Raw genomic sequence first — 26,196 nt, 5'->3', positions numbered from 1 at the left:
CTCGTCTAGGCAGTCCGCAGGAAACGGTCGAGTACCCGGACGCCGAAGTGCAGCGCCTCGACGGGCACCCGCTCGTCGACGCCGTGGAACATGGCGCCGTAGTCGTAGCCCTCCGGCAGCTTCAACGGGGAGAAGCCGTAGCCGGTGATGCCCAGCCGGGAGAACTGCTTGGCGTCCGTGCCGCCGGGCATGCAGTACGGCACCACGTGCCCCTCGGGCGCGAACTCCTCGACGGCGGCGCGCATCCGGGCGTACGTCGGCGAGTCCACGGGCGCCTGGAGGGCCACCTCGCGGTGCTGGAACTCCCAGTCCACGTCCGCACCGGTGAGCCGGTCGAGGGTGGCGCGGAACTCGTCCTCGCCACCCGGGAGATACCGTCCGTCGATGTGGGCGACCGCCTCCCCCGGGATCACGTTGACCTTGTAACCCGCCTCCAGCATGGTCGGGTTGGCGCTGTTGCGGACGGTCGCCTCGACGAGCCCGGCCGCCGGGCCCAGCTTCTCCAGCAGCCGGTCCACGTCACCGAGGTCGGTCTCCAGGCCGTACAGCGCGGCGAGTTCGACGAGGGCGGCGCGGACCGTGGGGGTCAGCCTCAGCGGCCATTCGTGGTCGCCGATCCGGGTGACGGCGGCGGCGAGACGGGTCACCGCGTTCTCCTTGTTGGGCCGGGACCCGTGCGCGGCCCGTCCCCGGGCGGTGAGCCGGAGCCAGCCGGTGCCGCGTTCCCCGGCCGCGATGGGGTAGATCTGCCGTCCGCCGCCGTCGTGGAAGGTGAAGGCGCCGGACTCGCCGATGCCCTCGGTGCACCCCTCGAACAGCCCGGCATGCCGGTCGGCGAGGAACCCGGAGCCGTCCTCGGCGCTCGCCTCCTCGTCGGCGGTGAACGCGATCACGACGTCGCGCCGGGGCCGTACGCCCTGCCGTGCCCAGGCCCGTACGACGGCCAGGATCATCGCGTCCATGTTCTTCATGTCGACGGCGCCCCGGCCCCAGACGACCCCGTCCCGGATCTCCCCGGAGAAGGGGTGCACGCTCCACTCGGCGGCCTGGGCGGGCACCACGTCGAGGTGACCGTGGACGAGCAGTGCGTCCGCCGACGGGTCGCCGCCCTCGACGCGGGCCACGACGTTCGTACGTCCCGGGGTGCGCTCCAGCAGGGTGGGCTCCAGGCCCGCCTCGGCCAGCCGCGCGGCGGCGTACTCGGCGGCGGGGCGCTCCCGGCAGTCCCCGCCGCCGCGGTTGGTGGTGTCGATGCGGATGAGGTCGGAGGTGAACGTGCCGACCTCGTCCAGTGCCTGCTGGTCAGCCATACTGCTCCTCCACCGCTGCCGAGGCGATCGTGGTCACTGCCTTGAAGGTACGGATTCCCTCGTACATGCGCTCGGTCGTGTACGCCACCTTCCGCTCCCCGATCCGTTCCACACCCGGGACTACGGTGACGGCCATGGCCAGATGCTCGGCGTCGAACTCGACGGCGACCGTGAACGGGCCGCCCGCGAGCGGTTCCTGACGAACCGCCAGCGCGGCCGCCCGCTCGGCCGCAGCGCGGATGTCGGCCGCGGTCCTGCCCGGCGTACGGCACACCGCCGCGTACCGCGAGACATGGTCCTTCACGGCGACCTTCAGTGCCTCGGGCGCGTACCCGAGCGCGTCCTCGCAGGCCAGGTCGTCGCCGGTGACGAGCACGACGGGGACGCCGTGCTCGGCGGCGACATGCGTGTTCAGCAGTCCCTCGCTTGCCCGGACGTCGTTCAGCCACACCCCTGTGATCTGGTTCGCCAGGTAGGTGTGCGCCAGAACACCCTCCATGCCGGCGCCCGTGTGATAGCCGACGAACGCGATGCCGTCCACGTCCCCGTGCTGGACGCCCTCGACCATGGAGAGCTCCTTGTGCCGGCCGGTGAGCATCTCGGCCCGCTCGTCCAGCCGTTCGAGCAGAAGATTGCGCATCGACCAGTGCGCCTCGTTGATGACGACGGCGTCGGCGCCCCCGTCGAAGAAGCCCCGCACGGCGGCATCGACGTCCGAGGTGAACATCCCCCGGCACCGCTCCCACTGCGGAGTCCCGGGCAGCACATCGCCCGGCCAGGTCACGCCGGTGGCGCCCTCCATGTCGGCGCTGATGAGGATCTTCATGCTCCGTCACGTTACGCGCCGATGGGGAGACTCGCCATGAAGCGGGCGAACGCCACTTTCACGCCCCCGAGGCGCGCTTGTCAGCCACCCTGTCCTGGCACTACTGTCACCACGCCTTGGTGAACGGGAAATCCGGTGTGATGCCGGTGCGGCCCTCGCCACTGTGAATCGGGAAGTCCGGCTCCAGCCCCTGCGGGCAGCCACTGGGTCTTCGGACCCGGGAAGGCGGAGCACGGGCGGTGGTACCCGTCAGCCAGGAGACCGGCCGGGGCGCGTCAACCATCCACGAGGTGCTGGAGAGGGTCTGCTGAGCCATGCACATAGCCGAGGGTTTCCTGCCTCCGGCGCACGCGGTCGCCTGGGGCGTCGCGTCCGCGCCCTTCGTAGTCCACGGAGTCCGTTCACTCACCCGTGAGGTCAGGGAGCACCCGGAGAGCACCCTGCTCCTCGGCGCCTCCGGAGCCTTCACGTTCGTCCTGTCCGCGCTGAAGCTGCCCTCGGTGACCGGCAGCTGCTCCCACCCCACCGGCACAGGGCTCGGCGCCATCCTGTTCCGGCCACCGATCATGGCGGTGCTGGGCACCATCACCCTGCTCTTCCAGGCCCTGCTGCTCGCGCACGGCGGTCTGACCACGCTCGGCGCCAACGTGTTCTCGATGGCGATCGTCGGGCCCTGGGCGGGATACGCCATCTACAGACTGCTGCGGCGCTACGACGTGCCGCTGATGGTCGCCGTCTTCTTCGGGGCGTTCGTCGCGGACCTGTCCACCTACTGCGTGACCAGCGTCCAGCTGGCGCTCGCCTTCCCCGACCCGAGCAGCGGGTTCCTGGGCGCGCTCGGCAAGTTCGGTTCCATCTTCGCGGTCACGCAGATCCCGCTCGCGGTGAGCGAGGGCCTCCTCACGGTGCTCGTCATGCGGCTGCTGGTGCAGTCCAGCAAGGGCGAACTGACCCGGCTGGGCGTGTTCCTCACCAAGAAGCAGTCCCGGACCCGGTCCGAGACCGAGACCGAGGCGGTGGCCCGATGAACAAGAACACGAAGATCAACGCCCTGCTGCTGCTCGTCGTGGCCGCGCTCGCCGTGCTGCCGCTCGCCTTCGGTCTCGGCGATCACAAGGAGGAGCCGTTCGCGGGCGCCGACGCGGAGGCGGAGACCGCGATCACCGAGATCAAGCCGGACTACGAGCCCTGGTTCACCCCGCTGTACGAGCCGCCGTCCGGTGAGATCGAGTCCGCCCTGTTCGCCCTCCAGGCCGCGCTCGGCGCCGGTGTCCTCGCCTACTACTTCGGTGTGCACCGGGGACGGCGCCAGGGTGAGCAGCGGGCGCTTACGCGGGTGGGGGACACGTCGGGCACGGCCGGTGACGCCGAGGAGAAGACGACCGAGAGGGCCTGACCTCTCGTGCTGCCGATCGACGCGGCGGCGCACAGCAGTCGCTGGCGCCGCCGTCACCCCGTGGACAAGGCCGTTCTCGGGCTGGGTCTCACCGTGCTCGCGATCTCGCTGCCGCCCTGGCCGGGCGCGGCCCTGGTGCTGGTGGCCTCCCTCGCGGTGCTGCTCGGGCCGGCGGGCGTGCCCGGGCGCCGGCTGTGGCGGGCGTACCGCGTGCCGCTTGGCTTCTGCGTCACGGGCGCGGTGACGCTGCTCGTGCAGGTCGGCGGGCCGGACGGTTTCGTGTCCCTCGCCGACGACGGTCCGCTGCGGGCCGGCGAGCTGTTGCTGCGTACCTCGGCCGCCTCGCTCGGGGTGCTGCTGTTCGCCTTCACCACCCCGATGTCCGATCTGCTGCCCCGTCTGGTCACGGCGGGGGTGCCCGCGCCCGTCGTCGACGTGGCGCTGGTGACGTACCGCATGAGCTTTCTGCTTCTGGACTCCGTGCGCCGCATCCGGGACGCCCAGGCGGCTCGGCTCGGCCACATGAGCCGGGCCGCGCAGTGGCGTTCCCTGGCCGGGCTCGGCGCCATCGCCTTCGTGCGGGCGTTCGACCGGGCCACCCGGCTCCAGGCCGGGCTCGCCGGACGCGGATACGACGGCACCCTGCGCGTCCTGGTGCCCGAGGCCCGGGTCTCCGTCCGTTTCACAGCCGCGAGTTGTGTCCTGCTGGCGGCGCTGGCCGCCCTCACCCTCGTACTGGAAAGGGCCCTGCCATGAGCGAGCCCACCGCCCTGGTCACCCTGCGGGGCGCCTCCTACGCCTACGAGGACGGCCCCCTGGTCCTCAGCGGCCTCGACTTCGATGTGCACGAGGGGCGCGCGCTGGCGCTGCTCGGCCGCAACGGCACCGGCAAGACCACGCTGATGCGGCTGCTCAGCGGCGGACTGCGCCCGCAGGAGGGCCGGTTGGCGGTGGAGGGTGTGCCGGTCCGCCATGACCGCAAGGGGCTGACCCGGCTGCGGACGACCGTCCAGCTGGTGGTGCAGGACCCGGACGACCAGCTCTTCGCGGCGTCCGTCGCCCAGGACGTGTCCTTCGGCCCGCTGAACCTCTCCCTGCCCGACCCGGAGGTGCGGGCACGGGTCGACGAGGCCCTCGCCGCCCTGGACATCACGGCGCTGGCCGACCGGCCCACGCATCTGCTGTCGTACGGGCAGCGCAAGCGCACCGCCATCGCGGGAGCCGTCGCGATGCGGCCCCGGGTGCTGATCCTCGACGAGCCGACCGCCGGCCTCGACCCCGACGGCCAGGAACGCCTGCTCGCCACCCTCGACGGGCTCCGGGCCAGCGGCACGACCGTGGTGATGGCCACACATGACGTCGATCTCGCCCTGCGCTGGGCGGACGACGTGGCGCTGCTGACACCGTCCGGCGTACGCACCGGCCCCGCGGCCACCATGCTGGCCCGCACCGACCTCCTTCAGCAGGCGGGGCTGCGGCTGCCCTGGGGCATCGCGGCCTCCGAGGTGCTGCGCGCACACGGGCTGCTGGACGACACGGCACCCGGCCCGCGCAGCCCGGACGAACTGGCGGCCCTGGCCGTACGAAGCGCACACGGGTGATACATCCCGCGACCGGACGGCCAAGACACGGCGGGCTGCTCGCTTCCCTGTTTCATGAGGTCGTACCCGACCGAAGCGAGGGAGCATGGCGGAAGGCACCGCGGACACCCAGCCACCCAAGGGCCTGAAGGCCGATGCGATCGGGTTCGTCGACGCACTGGTCATCGGGCTCAACGCCACGTCGCCCGCGTACTCGCTGGCCGCGGCCATCGGCCCGGTCGTGGCGCTGGTGGGAGTCTACGCGCCGGGCGTCATGCTCGCGTCGTTCGTGCCCATGCTGCTGATCGCATCGGCGTTCTACTACCTCAACAAGGTCGACCAGGACTGCGGGACGACGTTCTCCTGGGTCACGCGGGCGATGGGCCCCTGGGCGGGCTGGCTCGGCGGTTGGGCCATCGCCATGACCGGCGTCCTGGTGGTGGGCTCGCTGGCGGACGTCGCGGTGACCTTCGCCCTGCTCGCCGTCGGCCTGGACAGCTGGGTCGAGAACGAGTTCGTGCGCGAGCTGCTGACGGTGCTGCTCATCCTGGTGATGACAGCAGTGTGTGTCATCGGCACCGAGGTGTCGGCCAGGGTGCAGAACGTGCTCATCCTCGCGCAGGTGGCGTGTCTGCTCGCGTTCGCGGTGGTCGCCATCTACCGGGTCTACGCCGACACCGGCACGCTCGACTCCGTCGAACCGTCCTTCAGCTGGCTGGATCCCTTCGGGGCCGGCGGCGCCGAACTGACGGCGGGTCTGCTGCTCGGGGTGTTCATCTACTGGGGCTGGGAGTCGGCGGTCAACCTCACCGAGGAGGTCGAGAACTCCGCCACCGCTCCGGGCAAGGCGGCCGTGTGGTCGACGGTCATCCTGCTGGTGACCTATGTGGCGGTCGCCATCGCGGTCGTGGCCTACGCCGGGCCGGCGTTCCTGGCCGAGAACGCCGAGGAGGAGGAGTTCATCTTCGCGCTGCTCGCGGACGAGGCGATGGGCACCTGGGACTGGGTGGTGCTGCTCGCGGTGTCGACCTCCGGGCTGGCCTCGACCCAGACGACGATCATCCCGGCCTCCCGCACCGCGCTGTCCATGGCCCGCCGGCACGCCCTGCCGGCCCACTTCGGCCACATCCACCCACGGTTCCGCACTCCGGACGTGAGCACGTGGTGGGTCGCCGGCATCGCCATCGCCTGGTACATCGTCGTCCGGCAGATCAGCGAGAACGCCCTCTTCGACTCCCTGACCGCGCTGTCGCTGCTGATCGCGTTCTACTACGCGCTCACCGGCCTGGCCTGCGCCGTCTACTATCGCCGCCATCTCACCGAGAGCCTGCACCACTTCGTGCTCATCGGCCTCGGCCCCCTGGTCGGCGCCGGGCTGCTGGTCTGGCTGCTGGTCGAGTCGATCGGCGACATGGCCGATCCCGAGAACTCCTACAGCGGCGTCTCCTGGTTCGGGCTCGGGCCCCCACTGGTCATCGGTATCGGCATCGCCCTGGCCGGCGTGATCCTCATGGTCGTGTGGCGTCTGATGGCGCCCGCCTTCTGGTCGGAACGCCCGGAGGTCGCCGACCCCGAACTCGTCCACGGCGACAAGAAGGAGGACTGAGATGTCGGTCGTTCTCGGGTATGACGAGTCCCCGGGCGCGGTGCGCGCCCTGCACGTCGCCATCGAGGTCTCGGCGGCGTTCGGGGAGCCGCTGGTGCTGGTCTACGGCGTCGCGGCCCCGGGCGCCCTCGGCGAGGAGTACTCGGCCCACCGCGACGCCCTCCACGAGACGGGACGCGCCACGCTGGAGCACGCCGTCTCGGCGGCCGACGAGGCGGGCGTGCCGACGACCGTGGAGGTCATCGACCGGAAACCGGCGGAGGCACTGATCGACGCCGCGACCCGGCATGCGGCGAGGTGCATCGTGGTCGGCAGCTGGGGGGAGAGCCCGCTGCGGGGAGCCCTGCTGGGCTCGACCCCGCACAAGCTGCTGCACCTGTCCCGTACGCCGGTCCTGTGCGTGCCCACCGAGCCCTGAGGCCGCCTCGGCTCAGCGGTCCCCACAGGACGGCCGCTTCCCGCGCTACGGCCGTACGGCCCGGCCCGCCACCTGCCATCTCGACGGCAGCTCGATGCGGGCGCCGTCGGGCCCGTACTCCGTGGTGATCAGCGGCAGCTCACCGTCGGCGAGGACGGTGAGCCCGGCCGCCCGCAGATACTCGGGCACCGCGGCGTCGGCCACCTCGCCCGGAGCGATGCCGTGCCGGAAGACCGGCGCCAGCTTCGGCGGCGGCCCCGAGGGGTGCTGCGCCAGGCTTAGCAGCACCGGCTTCGCGGACTCGGACAGTTCGACGAGGAAGACCCGGCCACGCTCGCCGACCAGCGTGGCGATGCCGTCCACCAGCGACTGCCGGTCGTCGGGCTCCGCCTGGTGGAGCACACCCCGCATATAGACGTTGGTGTCGCCGAGTTCGGCGTGCAGCGTCTCGGCCTCGGTCTTGTCCACGCCGTCGAACAGCCGGTACGTCGCCTGCCCCGCGGGGTCGGCGTCGCGGGCGTGGTCGAGAGCCGCGTCGGACAGGTCGGCGCCGATGACGCGCGGGAAGCGGTCGGCGAGGTAACGGGTCTGGGTGCCGTTGCCACAGCCCAGGTCCACCATCGGCAGGCCGGGATCGGTCAGATGCGTCTCGAACAGGGCCAGATGCCGGCCGACGGTGAGGGCAGGATCGGCGTCCCAGAACACCGCCCCTAGTTCGCCGGGGGCCTCGCTCCAGAAGCCTTCCCACGCCTCGCGGTACCGACGCGTCACGCTCATGACCCACTCCCCAGGGTGCGATGCCGACCCGTCGTGAAGTGACGGGCGAATACGGTCTATCGCGGCCCGGTGACGGCTACAAGCGCGTGGCGCATACCTTCACGCCGCTTTCGAGTTCTGTACGCCGTCGCACGCCCTTGCGGGGCACAGCAAAATCAGCGTCGTGGGAGTGTGAGTTCGAACCAGACGGTCTTGCCGGTGCTGGTACGGCTGGTCCCCCACTCGCGGGCGAGGGTGCTGACCACCCGCAGCCCACGGCCGGACTCGTCGCCGGGGTTCGCGTCCAGCAGGGTCGGCAGGTCGTGATCGTCGTCGTCCACCTCGCACAGCAGCGTGTCCCCGCGCACCAGACGCAGTTCGACGGGGCGGCTGTGGGAGTGCCGTAGCGCGTTGGTGACCAGCTCGCTGACCATCAGCTCCGCGCTGTCGACCAGCCTGCTCAGGCCCCAGTCGTACAGCTGCTCGCGGACCACGGCGCGGGCCCGTAGGACCTGGGCCGGGTCCAGGGGGAGCCGCCATTCGGCGACGTCCTGCGGTGCGATGCCGCTCAGCCGGGCCATCAGCAGGGCCACGTCGTCCTTGCGTCCGCCGCGGGTGTTGAGGGCGCGGATGATGGTGTCGCAGGCGTCGTCCATGGCCGCGGCCGGGTGGGCGGCGGACTCGCACAGGGTCGCGAGCCCGACACCGATGTCCTCACCGCGCATCTCGACCAGGCCGTCGGTGCACATCACGATCCGGTCGCCGGGCCGCACGCGCACGCGTACCGCCTCGAAGGGCACCCCTCCGACCCCGATGGGCGCACCGGTCGGCAGGTCGAGCAGCTCGCTGCGGCCGTCCTCGGCGCGCACCAGCACGGGCGGGATATGGCCGGCGTTGGCGATGCGCAGTTCGCTCGCGATCGGGTCGTAGACGGCGTACACGCAGGTCGCGAGGTAGGTGTCGCCGAGCCGCTGGGCGAGGTCGTCGAGGTTGCGCAGCAGCTGGGCGGGCGGCAGGTCGAGGGCGGCCATGGTCTGTACGGCCGTACGCAACTGGCCCATCATGGCGGCCGAGTTGAGGCCGTGGCCCATGACGTCGCCGACGACGAGGGCGGTGCGGGCGCCGGGCAGCTTGACGGAGTCGAACCAGTCGCCGCCGACCCGTCCGAGCAGGGTGCCGGGCAGATAACGGGTGGCGATGTCGCAGCCCGCCATGCGCGGCGGTATGTGCGGCAGCATGCTGTCCTGGAGGGTCTCGGCGACGCTCTCCTGGTACGTGTACATGCGCGCGTTGTCGAGGACGAGGCCCGCGCGGGCGGCGAGTTCGGCGCCGGTGACGCGGTCCATGTCGTTGAACTCGACGCGCTCCGGGTGGCGCAGCAGGATCATGAAGCCGAGCACGACATTGCGGGCCTTGAGCGGTACGACCAGCATGGAGCGGCCGGTGATCAGCGGCCGGATGTCGCGCTTTTCGAACTGCGAGGCGATGGCGTGGCCCATCTGCTCGCTGATGCGCGGCACGAGCACGGGTTCGCCGCTGGTCATGCACTGGAAGAACGGGGTGTGCGCCGGGAACGGCATGGCCTCGCCGACCGGCACGACATCGTCCCAGCGGCCGGGTTCGTCGGTGTGCTCGACGGCGACGCGGTGCCACAGGGTGGTGGTGTCGGGCGCCCCGTCGGGGAATCCCTCACCGGCGACGACCTGTTCGCGCAGGTAGGTGCCGGCGACGTCCGTGAAGCGCGGCACGACGGCCTTGCTGACCTCGATGATGGTCTGCGCCAGATCGAGGGAGGTGCCGATGCGGCCACTGACCTCGTTGAGGAACTCCAGGCGCTCGCGTACGGCGACGTACTCGAGGTCCTCGGCGTCGTCCGGGTCGTGCGCGTACTCGTCCGGTGAGGGCAGACCGTCGGTGGCGGCCTGGGCGGCGCGCTCGCGGCGGGCCCTGCGTTCGACGCGTCGGGGCACGCCCCAGTCGGGGGTGACGGGCACCCGGTCGTTCTGGCTGAACTCCAGGACGGGGTAGCCCAGTTCGAGGATCTGACCGACGATGCGGGCGCCCTCCTCGACGCTCATGCTGGGCAGGATCTCGGGGAGCCGACGGGCGAGTTCCTCGGCGCCGGGGAAGTCGGTGTGCAGGGCGAAGGCGGGTGCGACGCGCTCGAAGGCGGTGTGCTCGTCGGGTGCGTCCCGCTGGAGTCTGCCCACGTCGGCGCCGAGCACGAGGAGCCGCTCCGGGCCGGGGCCCACGAGCGGGTAGGCCCACCACAGGACGTCGACGCGGTCGCTCCCCCGTCCCGCGGGCCCGGATGGCGCGGGGGTCCCGGCGTCGCTGCGCTCGGGCACGGTCAGGCGGGCACGGCCCGCGGCCGGGTAGAACAGCCGGCCGTCCAGGGACGTTTCGAGATCGTGGCCGAGTCCGTCGTACTCCCCGTACGCCCCGTACGACGTGAGGTCGTCCTCGTCGGGCAGCGCGCCGGAGACGGGCAGCAGATCGACGGCCGGGCGCCCGATGGCCTCCTCCTTGGCGGCGCCGAACAGGCGTCGGGCGCCGGAGCTCCAGTGCGAGACGAGGCCCTCGCGGTCCACCACGACCACGGCCAGCGGGATACGGCCGGCCGCGGCAAAGTCCGTCACCGCGCCGTCCCTCTCGGTGCCACGGTCCATGCCCCAGGCCCTCTCTCCCCACGGCTCCGCAAGATCTGTGCCGCCTACTCCACCGTAAGGCTCCGGGCTCAAACGATGTGCGGCAATACGGGAATTGGTGCGACGGTACCGCGCCGGCGCATTCCGGTGCCGGGGCGGGCGCTTCCCCGCAGGGCAGCGGCGTGCACGGGGGTGTGCGCCTCAGCCCTCGTGCCCCAGCTGAAGATCGCGTTCCGTGCGGCCTGCGCCGGCCACCTGGAGCACGGAGGCGACCGGCGGGTAACCGGTCGCGATGACCGTGTACTCGCCGGACGACAGGTCGACGAAGCGGAAGGTCCCGTCGGGGCCGGTGGTGAGGGTGTCCATGACGGTGCCGGCCGCGTCGAGCAGGGTCACGCGCGCGTCCTCCACCGGCCGTCCGCCGCCCGCCCGCACGGTGCCGCGCAGGACGGCGCCGCCGGCGAGTTCGACGTCCCGGCGGGTCTCGCGGGCCGCCTGGACGCCGACGGGTACGGCGGCCGGGCGGAACGCGGGTGAGCTCGCCGCGAGGGTGTACTCGCCGGCGACGAGTTCGGTGATGACGTAACCGCCCTCGCGGCTGCTGCGGGTGGTGGCGACGACCTCGCCGTGGGCATCGGTGAGCGTGACGGTGGCGTCCACGGGGGTGCCGTCCGGGGTGAGCACCCTTCCGGCGAGGCGCCCGGCGCCGCCGAGGACGACGTCCACCTCTACGGCGCGCTCGCCGACCGTCACGGAGACGGCCTGCGGCTGATGGCCGCCGGCCGCGGCGATCATGACGTAGGTCCCGGGCCCCGGGGTGGCCAGCGCATAACGTCCGTCCTCGGCGCTCGTACCCCGGCCGACCTGCTGCCCGGTGACGTCGATGAGGGTGAGCGCCGCACGCGCCACTACGGTCCCGTCGGGGTGCCGCACCGTGCCGAGTACGGGGACGCCTGCGCCGTGGGGTGAGCGGGCGGGCGGGACCGGGGGGTGCACGGGCTCCGGCTGCGTCTCCGCGGCCATGGCCTCGTGCGAGACCAGGGGTTTCTCCTTGAGGAAGAACGCGAAAAGCAGACCGAGGACGAGCACCGGTACGAGGTAGAGGAAGATCCTCGGCATGGCGTCGGCGTACGCCTGGACGTAGGCGTCGCGCAGGTCCGGCGGCATGGCGTGCACGAGCTGCGGGGTGATGGACTGCGGGTCCGGCAGCTCGGTTCCCCCGGCGGCCGGCAGCCGTTCGGCCAGGGCGTCGGTGAGCCGGCCGGCGAAGAGGGTGCCGAAGATCGCCGCGCCGACGCTGCCGCCGATCTGCCGGAAGTAGTTGTTGGCGCTGGTGGCGGTGCCGAGGTCGGCGGGACGCACGGAATTCTGCACGGCGAGGATCAGGACCGGCATCACCATGCCGATGCCGGCGCCGAGGACGGCCATCCAGATGCTGTAATGCAGCCGGGGCGTGTCGGTCTCGAGACGGGACAGCAGCCACATGCCGACGACGGCGAGCGCGCTGCCGAGCACCGGGTGGAGCTTGTAGCGGCCGGTGCGGCTGATGAGCTGGCCGGAGATGATCGAGGCGCCGACGATGCCGCCCATCATCGGCAGCATGAGCAGGCCCGACTCGGTGGCCGTGGCCCCGTCGACCATCTGGAGGAAGGTCGGCAGATAGCTCGCCGCGCCGAACAGGGCGACACCGATCACCAGGCCCACGAGGCCGGTGACGTTGAAGACGGAGTCCCTGAACAGCCGCAGGGGGATGAGGGGTTCGGGGGCGAAGTGCTCGACCAGGAGGAAGAGCACCGTGGCGACGGCAGCGCCCGCGCCGAGGCCGAGGACGACACGGGAGTCCCAGGCGTACTCGGTGCCGCCCCAACTGGTCAGCAGGACCAGGCAGGTGGAGGCGGCGGCCAGCAGCAGGGAGCCGAGGATGTCCAGGCGGGCCCTGGTCCTGGGCTTGGGCAGCTTCAGCACGACGGCGACGACGGCGAGGGTGACCAGGCCGAAGGGGACATTGATATAGAAGCACCACCGCCAGGAGAGGTGGTCGGTGAAGTAGCCGCCGAGCAGGGGTCCGGCGACCGAGGCGAGGCCGAACGCCGCGCCGATCAGCCCCATGAACCGGGCGCGCTCCCGGGCCGGCACGATGTCCGCGATGATCGCCTGGACACCGATCATGAGGCCGCCCGCGCCGACGCCCTGGACGGCGCGGTAGGCGATCAGCTCGTCCATGGTCTCGGCGCGTCCGGCGAGCGCGGAGCCGACGACGAAGACGACGATCGCGAACTGGAACACGCCCTTGCGGCCCACGAGATCGCCGAGCTTGCCATAGATCGGCAGACCGATGGTGGCGGTGAGCAGATAGGCGGTGATCGCCCAGGACATCTTGTCCAGGCCGTGCAGCTCGCCGACGATCTTCGGCAGCGCGGTGGCGACGATCATCTGCTCGAGCGCGGCCAGCAGCAGCGCGAGCATCAGCGCGAAGAAGACCAACCGCACCCGGCGGGGGCTGAGTTCGGCGCCCTGGGCCGGCTCGGGAGCGGGGGCGTCCGGGGGCGCCGCGACCGGTTCGTCCTGTACCAGAGTGATCCCGCCCACGTACCGCTCCCCTCGTCGCGCTGCTGCACAATTCCCGCGTAAGCGACAACTACGAGCAAGCGCGACGAGTTACGGCACTTCGCCGGGCGAGGAGAAGATCCACTCGATCCGGTGAGGCGGCCAACGGCAGCCGCGGGGCGGGGCCTTGGAGAGGCCGGTGGCCGCGGCCTACTTCTCGACCTCGGTGGCGAGCTTGGCGAGCAGCGCGTCGTAGATCCGGCCGAGACCCTTGGGCGCGAAGGTCTTCTCGAAGAAGCCGCCGATGCCGCCGGCGCCCTGCCAGGTGGTGGTGACGACGACCCGGGACCTGCCCTCGCCGGCCGGGGTGACGCGCCAGGTGGTGACCATGGAGGAGTTGCGGTCCTTCTCGACGAGCTCGCCGTCGGTGGGCTCGCTGACCTCCAGGAGGCAGTCGCGCACGCGCTTGCTGGTGGCCTGGAGCTTCCAGTGGACGAGGGTGCCCTCGCCGTCACCGCCCTCGCGCACCTCGTACTCGCTGAAGTGCTCGGGCAGGAGCTTGTGCCGGGTGCCGCGGTAGTCGGCGAGGGCGTCGAACACCTTCTCCGCGTCCGCCGCGACGACCCGCTCCGTAGTGGCCTCGACCTGCGCCATTGACTTCCTCCAGGACCAGAGTTCTCGGGGTTGGGGCAAGCCAACCACCCCGCTCCCGGACCACCCAAATCGGGGTCCCGAACAGCACACGGAAGCGATCGCACAGTGATCGAAAACGGGCCCCGGTGAGAGGTCGCACGATCAAGGGAACATGTGTTCTATTCTGAGGCCAGTGCTATCGAGGAGGCACCATGCGCTGGGACAACCTCACCCTGGAGAACGGCCACAGCCGGGCCGACGCGGCGCTGTTCGGCGCCGACGCCGTGGTCACCCGAACCTTCGACACGCCTGAATTCGCGGGCATCACCTTCCATGAGATCCGGGCCCGCTCGATCGTCAACCGGGTGCCGGGCGCCTCGCGCATGCCCTTCGAGTGGACGGTCAACCCGTATCGCGGCTGTTCGCACGCATGTGTGTACTGCTTCGCCCGCAAGACCCACAGCTATCTGGACCTCGACACGGGCCTCGGCTTCGACTCGCAGATCGTGGTCAAGGTGAACGCACCGGAGCTGCTGCGCCGCCAGCTGTCCGCACGCCGCTGGCAGGGCGAGCACATAGCGATGGGCACCAACGTCGACTGCTACCAGCGCGCGGAGGGCCGCTACCGCCTGATGCCGGGCATCCTCGCCGCCCTGCGGGACCACGCCAACCCCTACTCGATCCTCACCAAGGGCACGCTGATCCTGCGCGACCTGGAGCTGCTGAAGCAGTCCGCCGAGGTGACGGACGTCGGCGTCTCGGTCTCGGTCGGCTTCACCGACCCCGAGCTGTGGCGCACCGTGGAGCCGGGGACGCCCGCCCCTGAGCGGCGCCTGGACGTCGTACGGACCCTCACCGAACACGGGCTGGGGTGCGGGGTGCTGATGGCCCCGGTGATTCCGTTCCTCAGCGACCATCCCGCGCAGCTGAGGACCACCGTGCGCGCGATCGCCGACTCCGGCGCCACCTCCGTCACCCCGCTGGTGCTGCATCTGCGGCCCGGGGCGCGCGAGTGGTTCATGGCCTGGCTCGGCCGGGAGCACCCGCATCTGGTGCGCCGTTACGAGCGGCTGTACGCGGACGGCGCCTACGCGCCGAAGTGGTACCAGCGCCGGATCACCCGTCAGGTGCACGAGCTGGCGCAGGAGTACGGCATCGGCCCCACGCGCGCGGGCATGCCCCGGCGGATCCGCGAGCCCGAGCCCGGACCGGCCGAGCACGCGCGGTCGGAACCGACCCAGCTGACGCTCATCTGAGGGCATCGGAGCGGTTCTCACGGCCCAATCGGGTCAAGTCCGACCGCATCCTGTTCTCCTCGGCGCCCGTTCCGGGACGGATACGGCGAGGGCCGTGGCACTCGCGGCCCGTGACCTGCGTCCTGGAAGGACCCCATGGGAAAACGCGCAGCCGTGCTGTGCGGCGCCGCCGTCGTCCTGGCCTCAGCCGTGACGGCCGTCCCCGCCGAGGCGAACGCACCGCACACCCCGGAAGCCGCCCGCACCGCGCCGCTCGCCTGGAAGAAGTGCGGTACGAAGGACCACCCGACGCTCCAGTGCGCGTCCCTGAAGGTGCCGCTCGACCACGCCCGTCCGCAGGGGCGGCAGATCACGCTCGCCCTCTCGCGCGTCCCGCACACGGCGAAGAAGTTCCAGGGCCCTCTTCTGGTCAACCCCGGTGGCCCCGGCGGCAGCGGGCTGCGGCTCGCCGGATTCGTCGCGTCGGCGCTGCCCAAGGCGGTGGCCGCGCAGTACGACGTCATCGGCTTCGATCCGCGCGGCGTCGGCCGGAGCAGGCCCGCCCTCGACTGCCGCCCCGGCCACTTCGACGCGGTGCGCCCGGACTCGGTGCCGAGGACACGGCGGATCGAGCGGGCCAACATCGAGCGCGCCCGAGCCTTCGCGCGGGCCTGCGGCAAGAAGTACGCGGATGTGCTGCCGTACCTCGACACGGTCAGCGCCGTGCGGGACCTGGACCGCATCCGTGAAGCCCTCGGCGCACGGAAGATCAACTACTTCGGCTACTCCTACGGCACCTATCTCGGCGCGGTCTACGCCAAGCTGTTCCCGCAGCGGGTGCGGCGCGCGGTCCTGGACTCGGTCGTCGATCCCACCGGCGTCTGGCACGACGCCAACCTCGCCCAGGACCTCGCCTTCAACGACCGTCACCGTGCCTTCATGGCATGGGTCGCCAAGTACGACGCCACCTACCGGCTCGGGAGCAATCCGGCGGTGGTCGAGGTCAAGTGGTACGCGATGCGCGCGGCCCTGGCCAGGAAGCCTGCCGAGGGGAAGGTGGGCGCCTCGGAGCTGGAGGACACCTTCCTGCCCGGCGGCTACTACAACGGCTACTGGCCCTATCTCGCCGAGGCGTTCGCGGCGTACGTCACCGACAAGGACGCCGATCCGCTGGTCGAGGCGTACGAGAAGTTCGGTGCCGCCGACGCCTCCGACGACAACGGATACAGCATCTACACCTCCGTGCAGTGCCGTGACGCCGCCTGGCCGCGCGACTGGCGGCGGTGGCGGGCGGACAACTGGAAGATGTTCGCGAAGGCGCCGTTCATGACGTGGAACAACGCCTGGTACAACGCGCCGTGCGCGTTCTGGCCGGCCGGCCCGCTGCGTTCGGTGGAGGTCGAGAACACCGAGGTGCCGCCGGTGCTGCTGTTCCAGGCGACCGACGACGCGGCCACTCCGTACGAGGGCGGTGTGACGGTGCACCGGAAGCTGGCCGGGTCCAGCCTGGTGGTCGAGCGGGGCGGCGGCAACCACGGCATCACGCTGGGCGGGAACAGGTGCCTGGACAAGCACCTCGCGGCATATCTGGCCGACGGCACGGTGCCGCGCGGCCGGGGTGAGTTCGACGCGGTGTGCGCGGCGTCGCCCGACCCGAAGCCGCTCAACTCCAAGGTGGCGTCGATGTCACCGCGCGGTGCCGAACTGCACGAACTGCTCGGCTTCGGCCCCTGAGCACAGCCCGGCCCGGCCGGCCGTCGGGGGCGTTGTCAGACCCGTGGTCCACCATGGACCCATGAGTGAGCTGACCAGGGTCCCCGCCCCCGACGGAGTCGCCCCCGCCGCCCAGTACACGCATGTCGTGCTCGGCACCGGCCGTTTCGTCGCCGTTTCCGGCCAGCTCGCCCTGGACGAGGACGGCGAGCTCGTCGGCGAGGGCGACCCGGTGGCCCAGGCCCACCAGGTCTTCGAGAACCTCCGGCGTTGCCTGGCCGCGGCCGGCGCGTCTTTCGACCAGGTGGTCAAACTCACCTATTTCGTCACAGACATGGCCTATATGCCCGCCATCCGCGCGGCCCGCGCCGAGCACATACCCGACGACCGCCTGCCGGCGGCTTCGGCGGTCGAGGTCGCCGGGCTGGTGCGGCCGGAGTTCCTCCTGGAGGTCGAGGCGTTCGCAGTGATCGCGTGAGTCGGCAGCGGCCGAGAGCTCACCTCTGTCTCGGGATCCGCGCCAGCGCGTGCACCGCGGCCTCCGCCAGTGCCGGGTGGGCCAGGGCCTCGTTCAGGACGCGTCTGGCCCGGGTGTCGCCGAGGGTGCCGAGGCCCTCGACGCAGGCCAGGGCGACGCGGCGGTGGGGGTCGTGCGGGCGCAGCCGGCGCTCCAGGGTGGTGATCAGTGCCGGTACGGACTCGGGGGCGCGCAGGTGGACCAGGAGCCGGACGGGGTGCAGGGCGTAGGCGACGCGCAGTTCGTTGGTGGCCAGGGCCGCCGCGGCGCGGGCGGTGCGCGGGTCACCGAGGCGGGCCAGAGCGTGGGCGGCGGAGGCGCAGCGTTGCGGGTCCCGGTGGTTCAGCAGCAGGACGAGGGACTCGAAGGCCCGGCGGTCGCCCGCGAGACCCAGCCGGAACGCGGCCAGTTCCCGGGCCCACAGCGGCTGCCCGGGCGCGGTGAGCACATCGGCCAGTTCGTCGGCGTCCTCGGTCGCCAGGAGGCGGTCGTACCCGGTCGACGCCCCGGACTCCTGCCGTAAGCGCTCCGTGAGTGATCGCAACTCTTCGTCCATGAAGGCGAGCGTAGAGGCGAGCGTCGACGAGCGGGACCTACATCACAAACTCGGGGACTGGCGCGCTCGTTACTCACTGGTTAAGCTCAGACGAGCGAGTCACCCACTCGTGAACCCCTTGCGGCGGCCTGGTGACGCAGCCGCCGCGAGAAGCAGTCGGTTCGGTACTTCGAGTACCGCAGTACGACTCGGCCTCGGGACAGGGCCGGTCGGTCATCACCGCTCCTCGGACGTGTGCACGTCCGCAGCGACGGCACCGGGCGTGTGCGCCAGCAGCCCGGCAACACCCGCATCTTCCACCGCATCCGGTGCGCTCATGGTTCGGCTCCGACTCCGGTCGGGCCCCCTTCGGCGCACCCGGACGCGCTTCCAGTCGTCACCCTCATTCCTGGAGTCCCGCGATGGCCACTCCCCTGTCCGACACCCCTCTGTCCCCGCTCAGGACCGTTGCCGTCATCGGCCTCGGCACCATGGGCACCGGCATCGCCGAGGTCCTCGCCAAGGCCGGCCGTGAGGTCATCGGCATCGACATCAGCGAGGCCGCGGCCACGAAGTCCGTCGCCGCCGTGGAGGCCTCGACCGCCCGCGCCGTGGAGCGCGGCAAGCTGACCGAGCAGGACCGCGCGGACGCCCTCGCCCGGATCCGCACCTCCACCGACCTGCACGCCGCGGCCGACGCGGACCTGGTCATCGAAGTGGCTCCGGAGTCGTACGAGATCAAGCAGCAGATCTTCCGGGCGCTGGACGGGATCGTGCGCCCGGAGACGATCCTGGCGACCGGCACCAACGCGCTGTCCGTCACGCGTCTGGCCGCCGACTCCTCCCGCCCCGAGCGCGTCCTCGGCCTGCACTTCTTCAACCCGGCCCCCGCGATGCGGCTGGTCGAGGTCGTCTCCTCGGTGCTGACCGCGCCGCAGGCCGTCACCGCGGTCACCAACCTCGCCCTGGACCTCGGTAAGGAGCCCGTCGCGGTCGGCGACCGGCCCGGATTCGTCGCCGACGGACTGCTGTTCGGCTATCTCAACCAGGCCGCCGCGATGTACGAGGCGAAGTACGCCTCCCGCGAGGACATCGACGCCGCGATGCGGCTCGGCTGCGGACTCCCGATGGGCCCGCTGGCCCTGCTCGACCTCATCGGCATCGACACCGCGCGTACGGTCCTGGACGCCATGTACGCCGAGTCCCGTGACCGGCTGCATGCGCCGGCGCCGATCCTCAAGCAGCTCAGCGAGGCCGGCCTGACGGGCCGTAAGTCGGGCCGCGGCTTCTACACCTACGAGGCGCCCGGCAGCGCCACCGTGGTGCGGGACGCGCTGACGCCGCTGGAGGGTGCCGCCCTCACGCCGGGCCGTGAGGTCCGCGCGGTCGGCGTGGCGGGCTCCGGCACCATGGCGTCCGGCATCGCCGAGGTCTTCGCCAAGGGCGGCTACGAGGTGGTGATCGCGGCCCGCAGCGAGGAGAAGGCGCAGGCCGCGAAGGCCCGTATCGGCAAGTCTCTTTCCCGCTCTGTCGACAAGGGCCGGATGACCGCCGAGGCCGCCGCGCAGACCCTGGACCGGATCACCGCGGCGGGCAGCTACGACGCCTTCGCGGACGTCGATCTCGCCGTCGAGGCGGTCGCCGAGGACCTGGAGATCAAGCGGCAGCTGTTCGCGACGCTCGACAAGGTCTGCAAGCCGGGCGCGGTGCTGGCCACCACGACGTCCTCGCTGCCCGTCGTGGCCTGCGCCCGGGCCACCTCGCGTCCGCAGGACGTGATCGGCATGCACTTCTTCAACCCGGCGCCGGCCATGAAGCTGGTCGAGGTCGTCCGCACGGTCCTGACGGGCGACGACGTCCACGCGACGGTCCGCGAGGTCTGCGGCCGGATCAGGAAGCACGCCGTGGACTGCGGCGACCGGGCCGGATTCATCGTCAACGCGCTGCTGTTCCCGTACCTGAACAACGCGATCAAGATGGTGCAGGAGCACTACGCCTCGCTCGACGACATCGACGCGGCGATGAAGCTGGGCGGCGGCTACCCGATGGGTCCGTTCGAACTGCTGGACGTCGTCGGGCTGGACGTCTCCCTCGCGATCGAGAAGGTTCTGCACCGGGAGTTCCGCGACCCCGGTCTCGCTCCGGCTCCGCTCCTGGAGCACCTGGTGGCAGCGGGCTGCCTCGGCCGCAAGACGGGCCGTGGCTTCCGCGAATATGCCCGGCGCTGAGCGGCCCGGGGACTGGTTCGGGGGCGGTCAGGAGTGGGGCGGGCTGCTGGACCCCGGCAGCCCGCCCCCGGCCCCCCGGCGCGGCCCCGCCCCGCCCGCCGAACCCGGCCCTCCCCCGCCCGCCGAGGGCGGGGGAAACCCCGTGCATGCGCATCAAGCTGCGCACATGCAGTACGTTCGGGTCATGTCCCAGCCCGCCAAGTCCTCACGTACACCCGCTACGCCCGACGCGCCGGAGAGTGCCGCGGGCAGCCGCGCGGCGGCCCAGCGACTCAAGATGCGCCGAGAACTGGCGGCGGCAGCGATGGAGCTGTTCTCGACCAAGGGGTACGAGGCGACCACCGTCGATGAGATCGCAGCCGCGGCCGGGGTCGCCCGCCGCACCTTCTTCCGCCACTTCCGTTCCAAGGAAGAGGCGATCTTCCCGGATCACGACGACACCTTGATCCGCGCGGAGGCCGTGCTCAACGCGGCGCCGGCGCACGAGCATCCGCTCGACACGGTGTGCCGCGGCATCAAGGAAGTCATGCGGATGTACGCGGCCCGGCCGGAGATCTCGGTCGCCCGCTACAAGCTCACGCGCGAGGTGCCCACCCTGCGGGAGGCGGAGATCGCCTCGGTGGCCCGCTACGAGCGTCTGTTCACCCGCTATCTTCTGGGCCACTTCGACGAGCACGCGCACGACGACGACGCCAACGACGACCCGCTGCTGGCGGAGGTCGCCGCCTCCGCGGTCGTCACCGCGCACAACCACGTTCTGCGGCGCTGGTTGCGGGCGGGCGGCCAGGGCGATGTGGAGGCGCAGCTCGACCACGCGTTCGCGATCGTGCGCAGGACGTTCGGGTCGGGGATCGGCGCGGGACGGGAGACCGCGCCGCGTACGACGACGGCCTCGGTGGCCTCCGAGGGGGAGGTCCTGGTGGCGGTGGCCCGGACCGACGCGCCGCTCGACGAGGTGATGCGGACCATCGAACACGCCCTGAAAGAGCGGGCGTAGAGCGATTGGCCGGTTCCCGGCGGTGGCCTGGCCGCCCGGGAACCTTTGCCCCGCCCCGTCCGTCCTCCCTGTCGAAGCCGGATCATCGTGGGCGACGGGAGTGGGTTGCGATGCGGACGAACGACCTGACCAAGATAGAGGCGACCCTGCCCGACGGACGGCGCATGACCCTGTCCCTGCCCGCCACGGACGCCGAGTGGGCCGCCGACGGCATCCAGGGGCTGCGCGCCGTCCCGCCCACCCACACCGGTCGCAGCGAGGCACCCCAGGCCCTGCCCGAGAGCCCGGCACTGCCGCTGCAGGTGGCCCTGCTCGGCCTGGGCGCATAGCCCGGCCCGGTTCTCACCCGAAGGCCCGGCGCGAGCAAGCCTCGCGGCCGGGCCTTCGGCATGCCCGGGCCGTTCCGACGAGTTCCTGCCGGGCCCTTCCTGTGAACATCCGGCCCCTACCCTGCCCACCCGGTGTGCTCCAGATCTCGTCACCGCCCGGGTAGCACCGCACGCCCGCCCCATTGCGCCCGAAAAGAACCTACTCACAGGTAGCTTTGATCGATCATCGCTCATTTGTTACGTAAAGATTTCATGTGAGAGCAAGTTCTGGCACCCAGTGCCTTGCCACGTGACACGCCGTGCCATACGTTGAAGGAGTCCGGGCGGCCGGCGTGCAGAGACCTTTCGTACGCCGGCTGTCCCCGCAAGCCCCTCCCGGGGCCTGCGCGCCCGGCGCCTGCGTCACAGGCAACCTCCCGCGCCACAAAGCGCTGCCGAACAGCACCATCCGCCGAACCGACGGCATCCACTCAAAAACCCTCAGCAGCACCGACGTAACCCTCAGCGCCCTTCCCTCAGGGTGCTCACCGCCGGAGGCAACACCGTGACCGTGAAGGACATTCTGGACGCGATCCAGTCGCCGGAATCGACGCCGGCCGACTTCGCCGCTCTGCCGCTCCCCGAGTCGTACCGCGCGATCACCGTGCACAAGGACGAGACGGAGATGTTCGCGGGCCTTCAGACCCGCGACAAGGACCCGCGCAAGTCGATCCACCTCGACGAGGTGCCCCTGCCCGAGCTCGGCCCAGGCGAGGCCCTGGTGGCCGTCATGGCCTCCTCGGTCAACTACAACTCCGTGTGGACCTCGATCTTCGAGCCGCTGTCCACCTTCGGATTCCTGGAGCGCTACGGCCGCACCAGCGAGCTGGCCAAGCGCCACGACCTGCCGTACCACATCATCGGCTCCGACCTCGCGGGCGTCGTCCTGCGCACCGGCCCGGGCGTCAACGCCTGGAAGCCCGGTGACGAGGTCGTCGCGCACTGTCTGTCCGTCGAGATGGAGTCCAGCGACGGCCACAACGACACCATGCTCGACCCCGAGCAGCGCATCTGGGGCTTCGAGACCAACTTCGGCGGCCTCGCGGAGGTCGCGCTGGTCAAGTCCAACCAGCTGATGCCGAAGCCGGACCACCTCAGCTGGGAGGAGGCCGCCGCACCGGGCCTGGTGAACTCCACCGCCTACCGCCAGCTGGTCTCCCGCAACGGCGCCGGCATGAAGCAGGGCGACAACGTCCTGATCTGGGGCGCGAGCGGCGGACTCGGGTCGTACGCCACGCAGTTCGCACTGGCCGGTGGCGCCAACCCGATCTGTGTCGTCTCCAGCGACCAGAAGGCGGACATCTGCCGTTCGATGGGCGCCGAGGCGATCATCGACCGCAACGCCGAGGGCTACAAGTTCTGGAAGGACGAGCAGACCCAGGACCCGAAGGAGTGGAAGCGCTTCGGCAAGCGCATCCGCGAGCTGACCGGCGGCGAGGACATCGACATCGTCTTCGAGCACCCCGGCCGCGAGACCTTCGGCGCCTCGGTCTTCGTCACCCGCAAGGGCGGCACCATCACCACCTGTGCCTCGACCTCGGGCTACATGCACGAGTACGACAACCGCTACCTGTGGATGTCGCTGAAGCGGATCATCGGCTCGCACTTCGCCAACTACCGCGAGGCCTGGGAGGCCAACCGGCTCATCGCGAAGGGCAAGATCCACCCGACGCTGTCGAAGGTGTACTCGCTCGAGGACACCGGCCAGGCGGCCTACGACGTGCACCGCAACCTCCACCAGGGCAAGGTCGGCGTCCTGTGCCTCGCCCCCGAGGAAGGTCTCGGCGTGCGCGACGAGGAGATGCGCGCCAAGCACATCGACGCCATCAACCGCTTCCGCAACGTCTGAGACACCCGAGGTCATAGATGACTGAGCGTCAGCCCGCCGAAGGCGCGCGGGAGAAGGACCGGCCGTGGCTCATGCGCACGTACGCCGGTCACTCCACGGCCGAGGCGTCCAACGAGCTGTACCGGCGCAACCTCGCCAAGGGCCAGACCGGCCTGTCGGTCGCGTTCGACCTGCCGACGCAGACCGGCTACGACTCCGACCACATCCTCGCCCGCGGCGAGGTCGGCCGGGTCGGTGTGCCGGTGGCGCACCTCGGTGACATGCGTCGGCTGTTCCAGGACATCCCCCTGGAGCAGATGAACACCTCGATGACGATCAACGCCACCGCCATGTGGCTGCTGGCGCTCTATCAGGTCGTCGCCGAGGAGCAGGGCGCGGACATCACCAAGCTCCAGGGCACGACCCAGAACGACATCGTCAAGGAGTACCTGTCGCGGGGGACCCATGTCTTCCCGCCGGGGCCCTCACTCCGGCTGACGACGGACATGATCGCGTACACGGTCTCCCACATCCCGAAGTGGAACCCGATCAACATCTGCAGCTACCACCTGCAGGAGGCCGGCGCCACGCCGGTCCAGGAGATCGCGTACGCGATGTCCACCGCGATAGCGGTTCTCGATGCCGTACGCGACTCAGGGCAGGTCCCCGCCGAGAAGTTCGGGGACGTCGTGGCCCGTATCTCCTTCTTCGTGAACGCGGGCGTCCGCTTCATCGAGGAGATGTGCAAGATGCGGGCGTTCGGGCGGATCTGGGACCGGATCACGCGCGAGCGGTACGGCATCGAGAACTCCAAGCAGCGCCGCTTCCGGTACGGCGTCCAGGTCAACTCCCTCGGTCTGACCGAGGCGCAGCCGGAGAACAACGTCCAGCGGATCGTCCTGGAGATGCTGGCCGTGACGCTGTCGAAGGACGCACGCGCGCGTGCCGTGCAGCTGCCCGCCTGGAACGAGGCGCTGGGCCTGCCCAGGCCCTGGGACCAGCAGTGGTCGCTGCGCATCCAGCAGGTGCTGGCGTACGAGAGTGATCTGCTGGAGTACGAGGACATCTTCGAGGGCTCGAAGGTGATCGAGACGAAGGTGGACCAGCTGGTCGAGGCCTCGCTCGCGGAGATCGAGCGCATCCAGGAGATGGGCGGCGCGATGGCCGCCGTCGAGTCCGGCTACCTCAAGTCCCAGCTGGTCGCCTCGCACGCCGAGCGGCGGGGTCGGATCGAGTCCGGCCAGGAGAAGATCATCGGTGTCAACGCCTTCGAGGGCACCGAGCCGAACCCGCTGACCGCCGACCTCGACACGGCCATCCAGACGGTCGACCCGGCCGTCGAGGCCCGGGTCATCGCGGGCCTGGAGAACTGGCGTGACACCCGCTACCAGCCGCCCTTCAACCACCCGCGTCCGTGCAAGGCGCTGGACAGGCTGAAGGAGGCCGCCAAGGGCACCGACAATCTCATGGAGGCCACCCTGGAGTGCGCCCGCGCCGGGGTCACGACCGGCGAGTGGGCCGGGGCCCTGCGCGAGGTGTTCGGCGAGTTCCGGGCGCCGACCGGAGTGTCGTCGGCGCCGGTGGCGATCCCCGCCGAGGAGGGCTCGGCCCTGTCGCTGGTCCGCCGCAAGGTCGACCTGACCGCCCAGGACATGGGCGTCGGCAAGCTGCGCTTCCTGGTCGGCAAGCCCGGCCTGGACGGCCACTCCAACGGGGCCGAGCAGATCGCCGTCCGGGCGCGTGACGCCGGCTTCGAGGTGGTCTACCAGGGCATCCGGCTGACACCGGAACAGATCGTGGACGCGGCCCTCGCGGAGGACGTGCACGCGGTCGGCCTGTCGATCCTGTCCGGCTCGCACGCGCAGCTGGTGCCGGACGTGCTGGAGCGGCTCCGTGTGGCCGGTGCCACAGATATACCCGTGATCGCCGGTGGCATCATCCCGAATGGTGACGCCGAGCAGCTCCGGGCCGCCGGAGTGGCCGCCGTCTTCACCCCGAAGGACTTCGACATCACCGGAATCATCGGCCGCATCGTCGACGAGATCCGGAAAGCGAACAAGCTCGACCCCCTGGAGGTCCCCGCATGACGACCGTCAACCGCCTTCGCCCGCGGCGCTCCTGCCTGGCTGTACCGGGCTCGAACCCGCGCTTCCTCGAAAAGGCGCAGGGTCTCCCGGCTGACCAGGTCTTCCTCGACCTCGAGGACGCGTGCGCCCCGCTCGCCAAGCCCGAGGCGCGGCACACCATCGTCAAGTTCCTCAACGAGGGCGACTGGACCGGCAAGACGAGGGTCGTGCGCGTCAACGACTGGACGACCGAGTGGACGTACCGCGACGTCGTCACGGTCGTCGAGGGGGCCGGCCAGAACCTCGACTGCATCATGCTGCCGAAGGTCCAGGACGCCCAGCAGATCGTCGCCCTCGACCTGCTGCTGACCCAGATCGAGAAGACGATGGGCTTCGAGGTCGGCAAGATCGGCATCGAGGCGCAGATCGAGAACGCGCAGGGCCTGAACAACGTCAACGAGATCGCGACGGCCTCCCAGCGCGTCGAGACCATCATCTTCGGCCCGGCCGACTTCATGGCGTCCATCAACATGAAGTCGCTGGTCGTGGGCGAGCAGCCGCCCGGCTACCCGGCGGACGCCTACCACTACATCCTGATGAAGATCCTGATGGCCGCCCGCGCCAACAACCTCCAGGCGATCGACGGCCCCTACCTCCAGATCCGCAACATCGACGGGTACCGCGAGGTCGCCCAGCGTGCCGCGGCCCTCGGCTTCGACGGCAAGTGGGTGCTGCACCCGGGCCAGGTCGAGGCGTCCAACGAGATCTTCTCGCCGTCCCAGGAGGACTACGACCACGCCGAGCTGATCCTGGACGCGTACGACTACTACACGTCCGAGGCGGGCGGCAAGAAGGGCTCCGCGATGCTCGGCGACGAGATGATCGACGAGGCCAGCCGCAAGATGGCGCTGGTCATCTCGGGCAAGGGCCGCGCGGCCGGCATGCAGCGCACCAGCAAGTTCGAGACCCCCGACAACTAAGGAGCCCTG

General features: G+C 70.8%; 22 protein-coding genes and 1 riboswitch. Of the genes, 15 read left to right on the top strand and 7 right to left on the bottom strand.

The features are described 5' to 3' along the window. Positions 1-5: 5 nt before the first annotated feature. On the bottom strand, positions 6-1,310 hold the full coding sequence (locus ACHBTE_RS01025) for a M20/M25/M40 family metallo-hydrolase (RefSeq protein ID WP_394721312.1): 1,305 nt from the start codon (positions 1,308-1,310) through the stop codon (positions 6-8). Then, positions 1,303-2,136 carry a M55 family metallopeptidase gene (locus ACHBTE_RS01020; protein WP_394721311.1) on the bottom strand — a complete coding sequence of 278 codons (834 nt, stop codon included), beginning with the start codon at positions 2,134-2,136 and terminating at the stop codon, positions 1,303-1,305. The genes ACHBTE_RS01025 and ACHBTE_RS01020 overlap by 8 nt, the downstream gene beginning before the upstream one ends. A 78-nt stretch (positions 2,137-2,214) precedes the next feature. Further along, a riboswitch (cobalamin riboswitch) is annotated at positions 2,215-2,421 on the top strand. 29 nt (positions 2,422-2,450) lie between these two features. Here ACHBTE_RS01020 and ACHBTE_RS01015 point away from each other — a divergent pair. From ACHBTE_RS01015 to ACHBTE_RS00990, 6 genes are all read left to right on the top strand, one after another. Then, complete coding sequence (locus ACHBTE_RS01015) at positions 2,451-3,164, top strand: energy-coupling factor ABC transporter permease (protein WP_394721309.1); 714 nt, start codon at positions 2,451-2,453, stop codon at positions 3,162-3,164. After that, complete coding sequence (locus ACHBTE_RS01010; protein ID WP_394721308.1) at positions 3,161-3,532, top strand: energy-coupling factor ABC transporter substrate-binding protein; 372 nt, start codon at positions 3,161-3,163, stop codon at positions 3,530-3,532. The genes ACHBTE_RS01015 and ACHBTE_RS01010 overlap by 4 nt, the downstream gene beginning before the upstream one ends. Before the next feature lie 6 nt (positions 3,533-3,538). Beyond that, a complete protein-coding gene (gene cbiQ, locus ACHBTE_RS01005) occupies positions 3,539-4,288 on the top strand; it encodes a cobalt ECF transporter T component CbiQ (protein ID WP_394721306.1) in 750 nt (249 codons plus the stop codon). Further along, on the top strand, positions 4,285-5,133 hold the full coding sequence (locus ACHBTE_RS01000; protein ID WP_394721305.1) for an energy-coupling factor ABC transporter ATP-binding protein: 849 nt from the start codon (positions 4,285-4,287) through the stop codon (positions 5,131-5,133). Before cbiQ ends, ACHBTE_RS01000 begins: the two co-directional genes overlap by 4 nt. A gap of 85 nt (positions 5,134-5,218) precedes the next feature. After that, positions 5,219-6,718, top strand: a complete 1,500-nt coding sequence (locus ACHBTE_RS00995) for an APC family permease (RefSeq protein ID WP_394721304.1) — start codon at positions 5,219-5,221, stop codon at positions 6,716-6,718. Position 6,719: 1 nt separating this feature from the next. After that, positions 6,720-7,136, top strand: a complete 417-nt coding sequence (locus ACHBTE_RS00990; protein WP_394721303.1) for a universal stress protein — start codon at positions 6,720-6,722, stop codon at positions 7,134-7,136. 45 nt (positions 7,137-7,181) lie between these two features. Here the strand turns inward: ACHBTE_RS00990 and ACHBTE_RS00985 are convergent, their stop codons facing one another. The 4 genes from ACHBTE_RS00985 to ACHBTE_RS00970 all read right to left on the bottom strand — a co-directional run bounded on the left by ACHBTE_RS00985 (position 7,182) and on the right by ACHBTE_RS00970 (position 13,741). Further along, the gene (locus ACHBTE_RS00985; RefSeq protein ID WP_394721302.1) at positions 7,182-7,913 is read right to left on the bottom strand and encodes a class I SAM-dependent methyltransferase; all 732 of its coding nucleotides are present in this window, start codon (positions 7,911-7,913) and stop codon (positions 7,182-7,184) included. A 155-nt stretch (positions 7,914-8,068) separates the two neighbouring features. After that, entirely contained in the window at positions 8,069-10,561 is a 2,493-nt protein-coding gene (locus ACHBTE_RS00980; protein ID WP_394721300.1) for a SpoIIE family protein phosphatase, read from the bottom strand. A gap of 180 nt (positions 10,562-10,741) precedes the next feature. Beyond that, the gene (locus tag ACHBTE_RS00975; protein WP_394721299.1) at positions 10,742-13,129 is read right to left on the bottom strand and encodes an MFS transporter; all 2,388 of its coding nucleotides are present in this window, start codon (positions 13,127-13,129) and stop codon (positions 10,742-10,744) included. Between the two features lie 168 nt (positions 13,130-13,297). Continuing rightward, the gene (locus tag ACHBTE_RS00970; RefSeq protein WP_394721298.1) at positions 13,298-13,741 is read right to left on the bottom strand and encodes an SRPBCC family protein; all 444 of its coding nucleotides are present in this window, start codon (positions 13,739-13,741) and stop codon (positions 13,298-13,300) included. Positions 13,742-13,932: 191 nt separating this feature from the next. Between ACHBTE_RS00970 and ACHBTE_RS00965 the strand changes: the two genes are divergently transcribed. The 3 genes from ACHBTE_RS00965 (at position 13,933) to ACHBTE_RS00955 (ending at position 17,146) form a co-directional block, all read left to right on the top strand. Then, positions 13,933-14,976 carry an Rv2578c family radical SAM protein gene (locus ACHBTE_RS00965; RefSeq protein WP_394721297.1) on the top strand — a complete coding sequence of 348 codons (1,044 nt, stop codon included), beginning with the start codon at positions 13,933-13,935 and terminating at the stop codon, positions 14,974-14,976. Between the two features lie 135 nt (positions 14,977-15,111). Next, complete coding sequence (locus ACHBTE_RS00960) at positions 15,112-16,689, top strand: alpha/beta hydrolase (protein WP_394721296.1); 1,578 nt, start codon at positions 15,112-15,114, stop codon at positions 16,687-16,689. 61 nt (positions 16,690-16,750) lie between these two features. Next, positions 16,751-17,146: a RidA family protein gene (locus ACHBTE_RS00955; protein WP_394721295.1), complete on the top strand. Its 396-nt coding sequence runs from the start codon at positions 16,751-16,753 to the stop codon at positions 17,144-17,146. A 19-nt stretch (positions 17,147-17,165) separates the two neighbouring features. On the opposite strand, the gene ACHBTE_RS00950 is transcribed toward ACHBTE_RS00955, so the two are convergent. Beyond that, positions 17,166-17,741 carry an adenylosuccinate lyase gene (locus tag ACHBTE_RS00950; RefSeq protein ID WP_394721294.1) on the bottom strand — a complete coding sequence of 192 codons (576 nt, stop codon included), beginning with the start codon at positions 17,739-17,741 and terminating at the stop codon, positions 17,166-17,168. Between the two features lie 401 nt (positions 17,742-18,142). Between ACHBTE_RS00950 and ACHBTE_RS00945 the strand changes: the two genes are divergently transcribed. The 6 genes from ACHBTE_RS00945 to ACHBTE_RS00920 all read left to right on the top strand — a co-directional run bounded on the left by ACHBTE_RS00945 (position 18,143) and on the right by ACHBTE_RS00920 (position 26,187). Further along, entirely contained in the window at positions 18,143-19,948 is a 1,806-nt protein-coding gene (locus ACHBTE_RS00945) for a 3-hydroxyacyl-CoA dehydrogenase family protein (RefSeq protein WP_394721293.1), read from the top strand. A 184-nt stretch (positions 19,949-20,132) separates the two neighbouring features. Next, the gene (locus ACHBTE_RS00940; RefSeq protein ID WP_394721292.1) at positions 20,133-20,945 is read left to right on the top strand and encodes a TetR family transcriptional regulator; all 813 of its coding nucleotides are present in this window, start codon (positions 20,133-20,135) and stop codon (positions 20,943-20,945) included. Positions 20,946-21,055: 110 nt separating this feature from the next. Further along, entirely contained in the window at positions 21,056-21,274 is a 219-nt protein-coding gene (locus ACHBTE_RS00935; protein WP_394721290.1) for a hypothetical protein, read from the top strand. 544 nt (positions 21,275-21,818) lie between these two features. After that, the gene (gene ccrA / locus ACHBTE_RS00930; RefSeq protein WP_394721289.1) at positions 21,819-23,162 is read left to right on the top strand and encodes a crotonyl-CoA carboxylase/reductase; all 1,344 of its coding nucleotides are present in this window, start codon (positions 21,819-21,821) and stop codon (positions 23,160-23,162) included. A gap of 17 nt (positions 23,163-23,179) precedes the next feature. Then, positions 23,180-25,228, top strand: coding sequence for a protein meaA (locus ACHBTE_RS00925; RefSeq protein WP_394721287.1), 2,049 nt, complete (start codon positions 23,180-23,182; stop codon positions 25,226-25,228). Continuing rightward, the gene (locus ACHBTE_RS00920; protein ID WP_394721286.1) at positions 25,225-26,187 is read left to right on the top strand and encodes an HpcH/HpaI aldolase/citrate lyase family protein; all 963 of its coding nucleotides are present in this window, start codon (positions 25,225-25,227) and stop codon (positions 26,185-26,187) included. Before ACHBTE_RS00925 ends, ACHBTE_RS00920 begins: the two co-directional genes overlap by 4 nt. The last annotated feature ends 9 nt before the right edge of the window (positions 26,188-26,196 follow it).

Source organism: Streptomyces sp. M41, from assembly GCF_043673425.1.
Taxonomy (GTDB): Bacteria; Actinomycetota; Actinomycetes; order Streptomycetales; family Streptomycetaceae; genus Streptomyces.
This window is presented reverse-complemented; position numbering and strand designations above follow the sequence as displayed.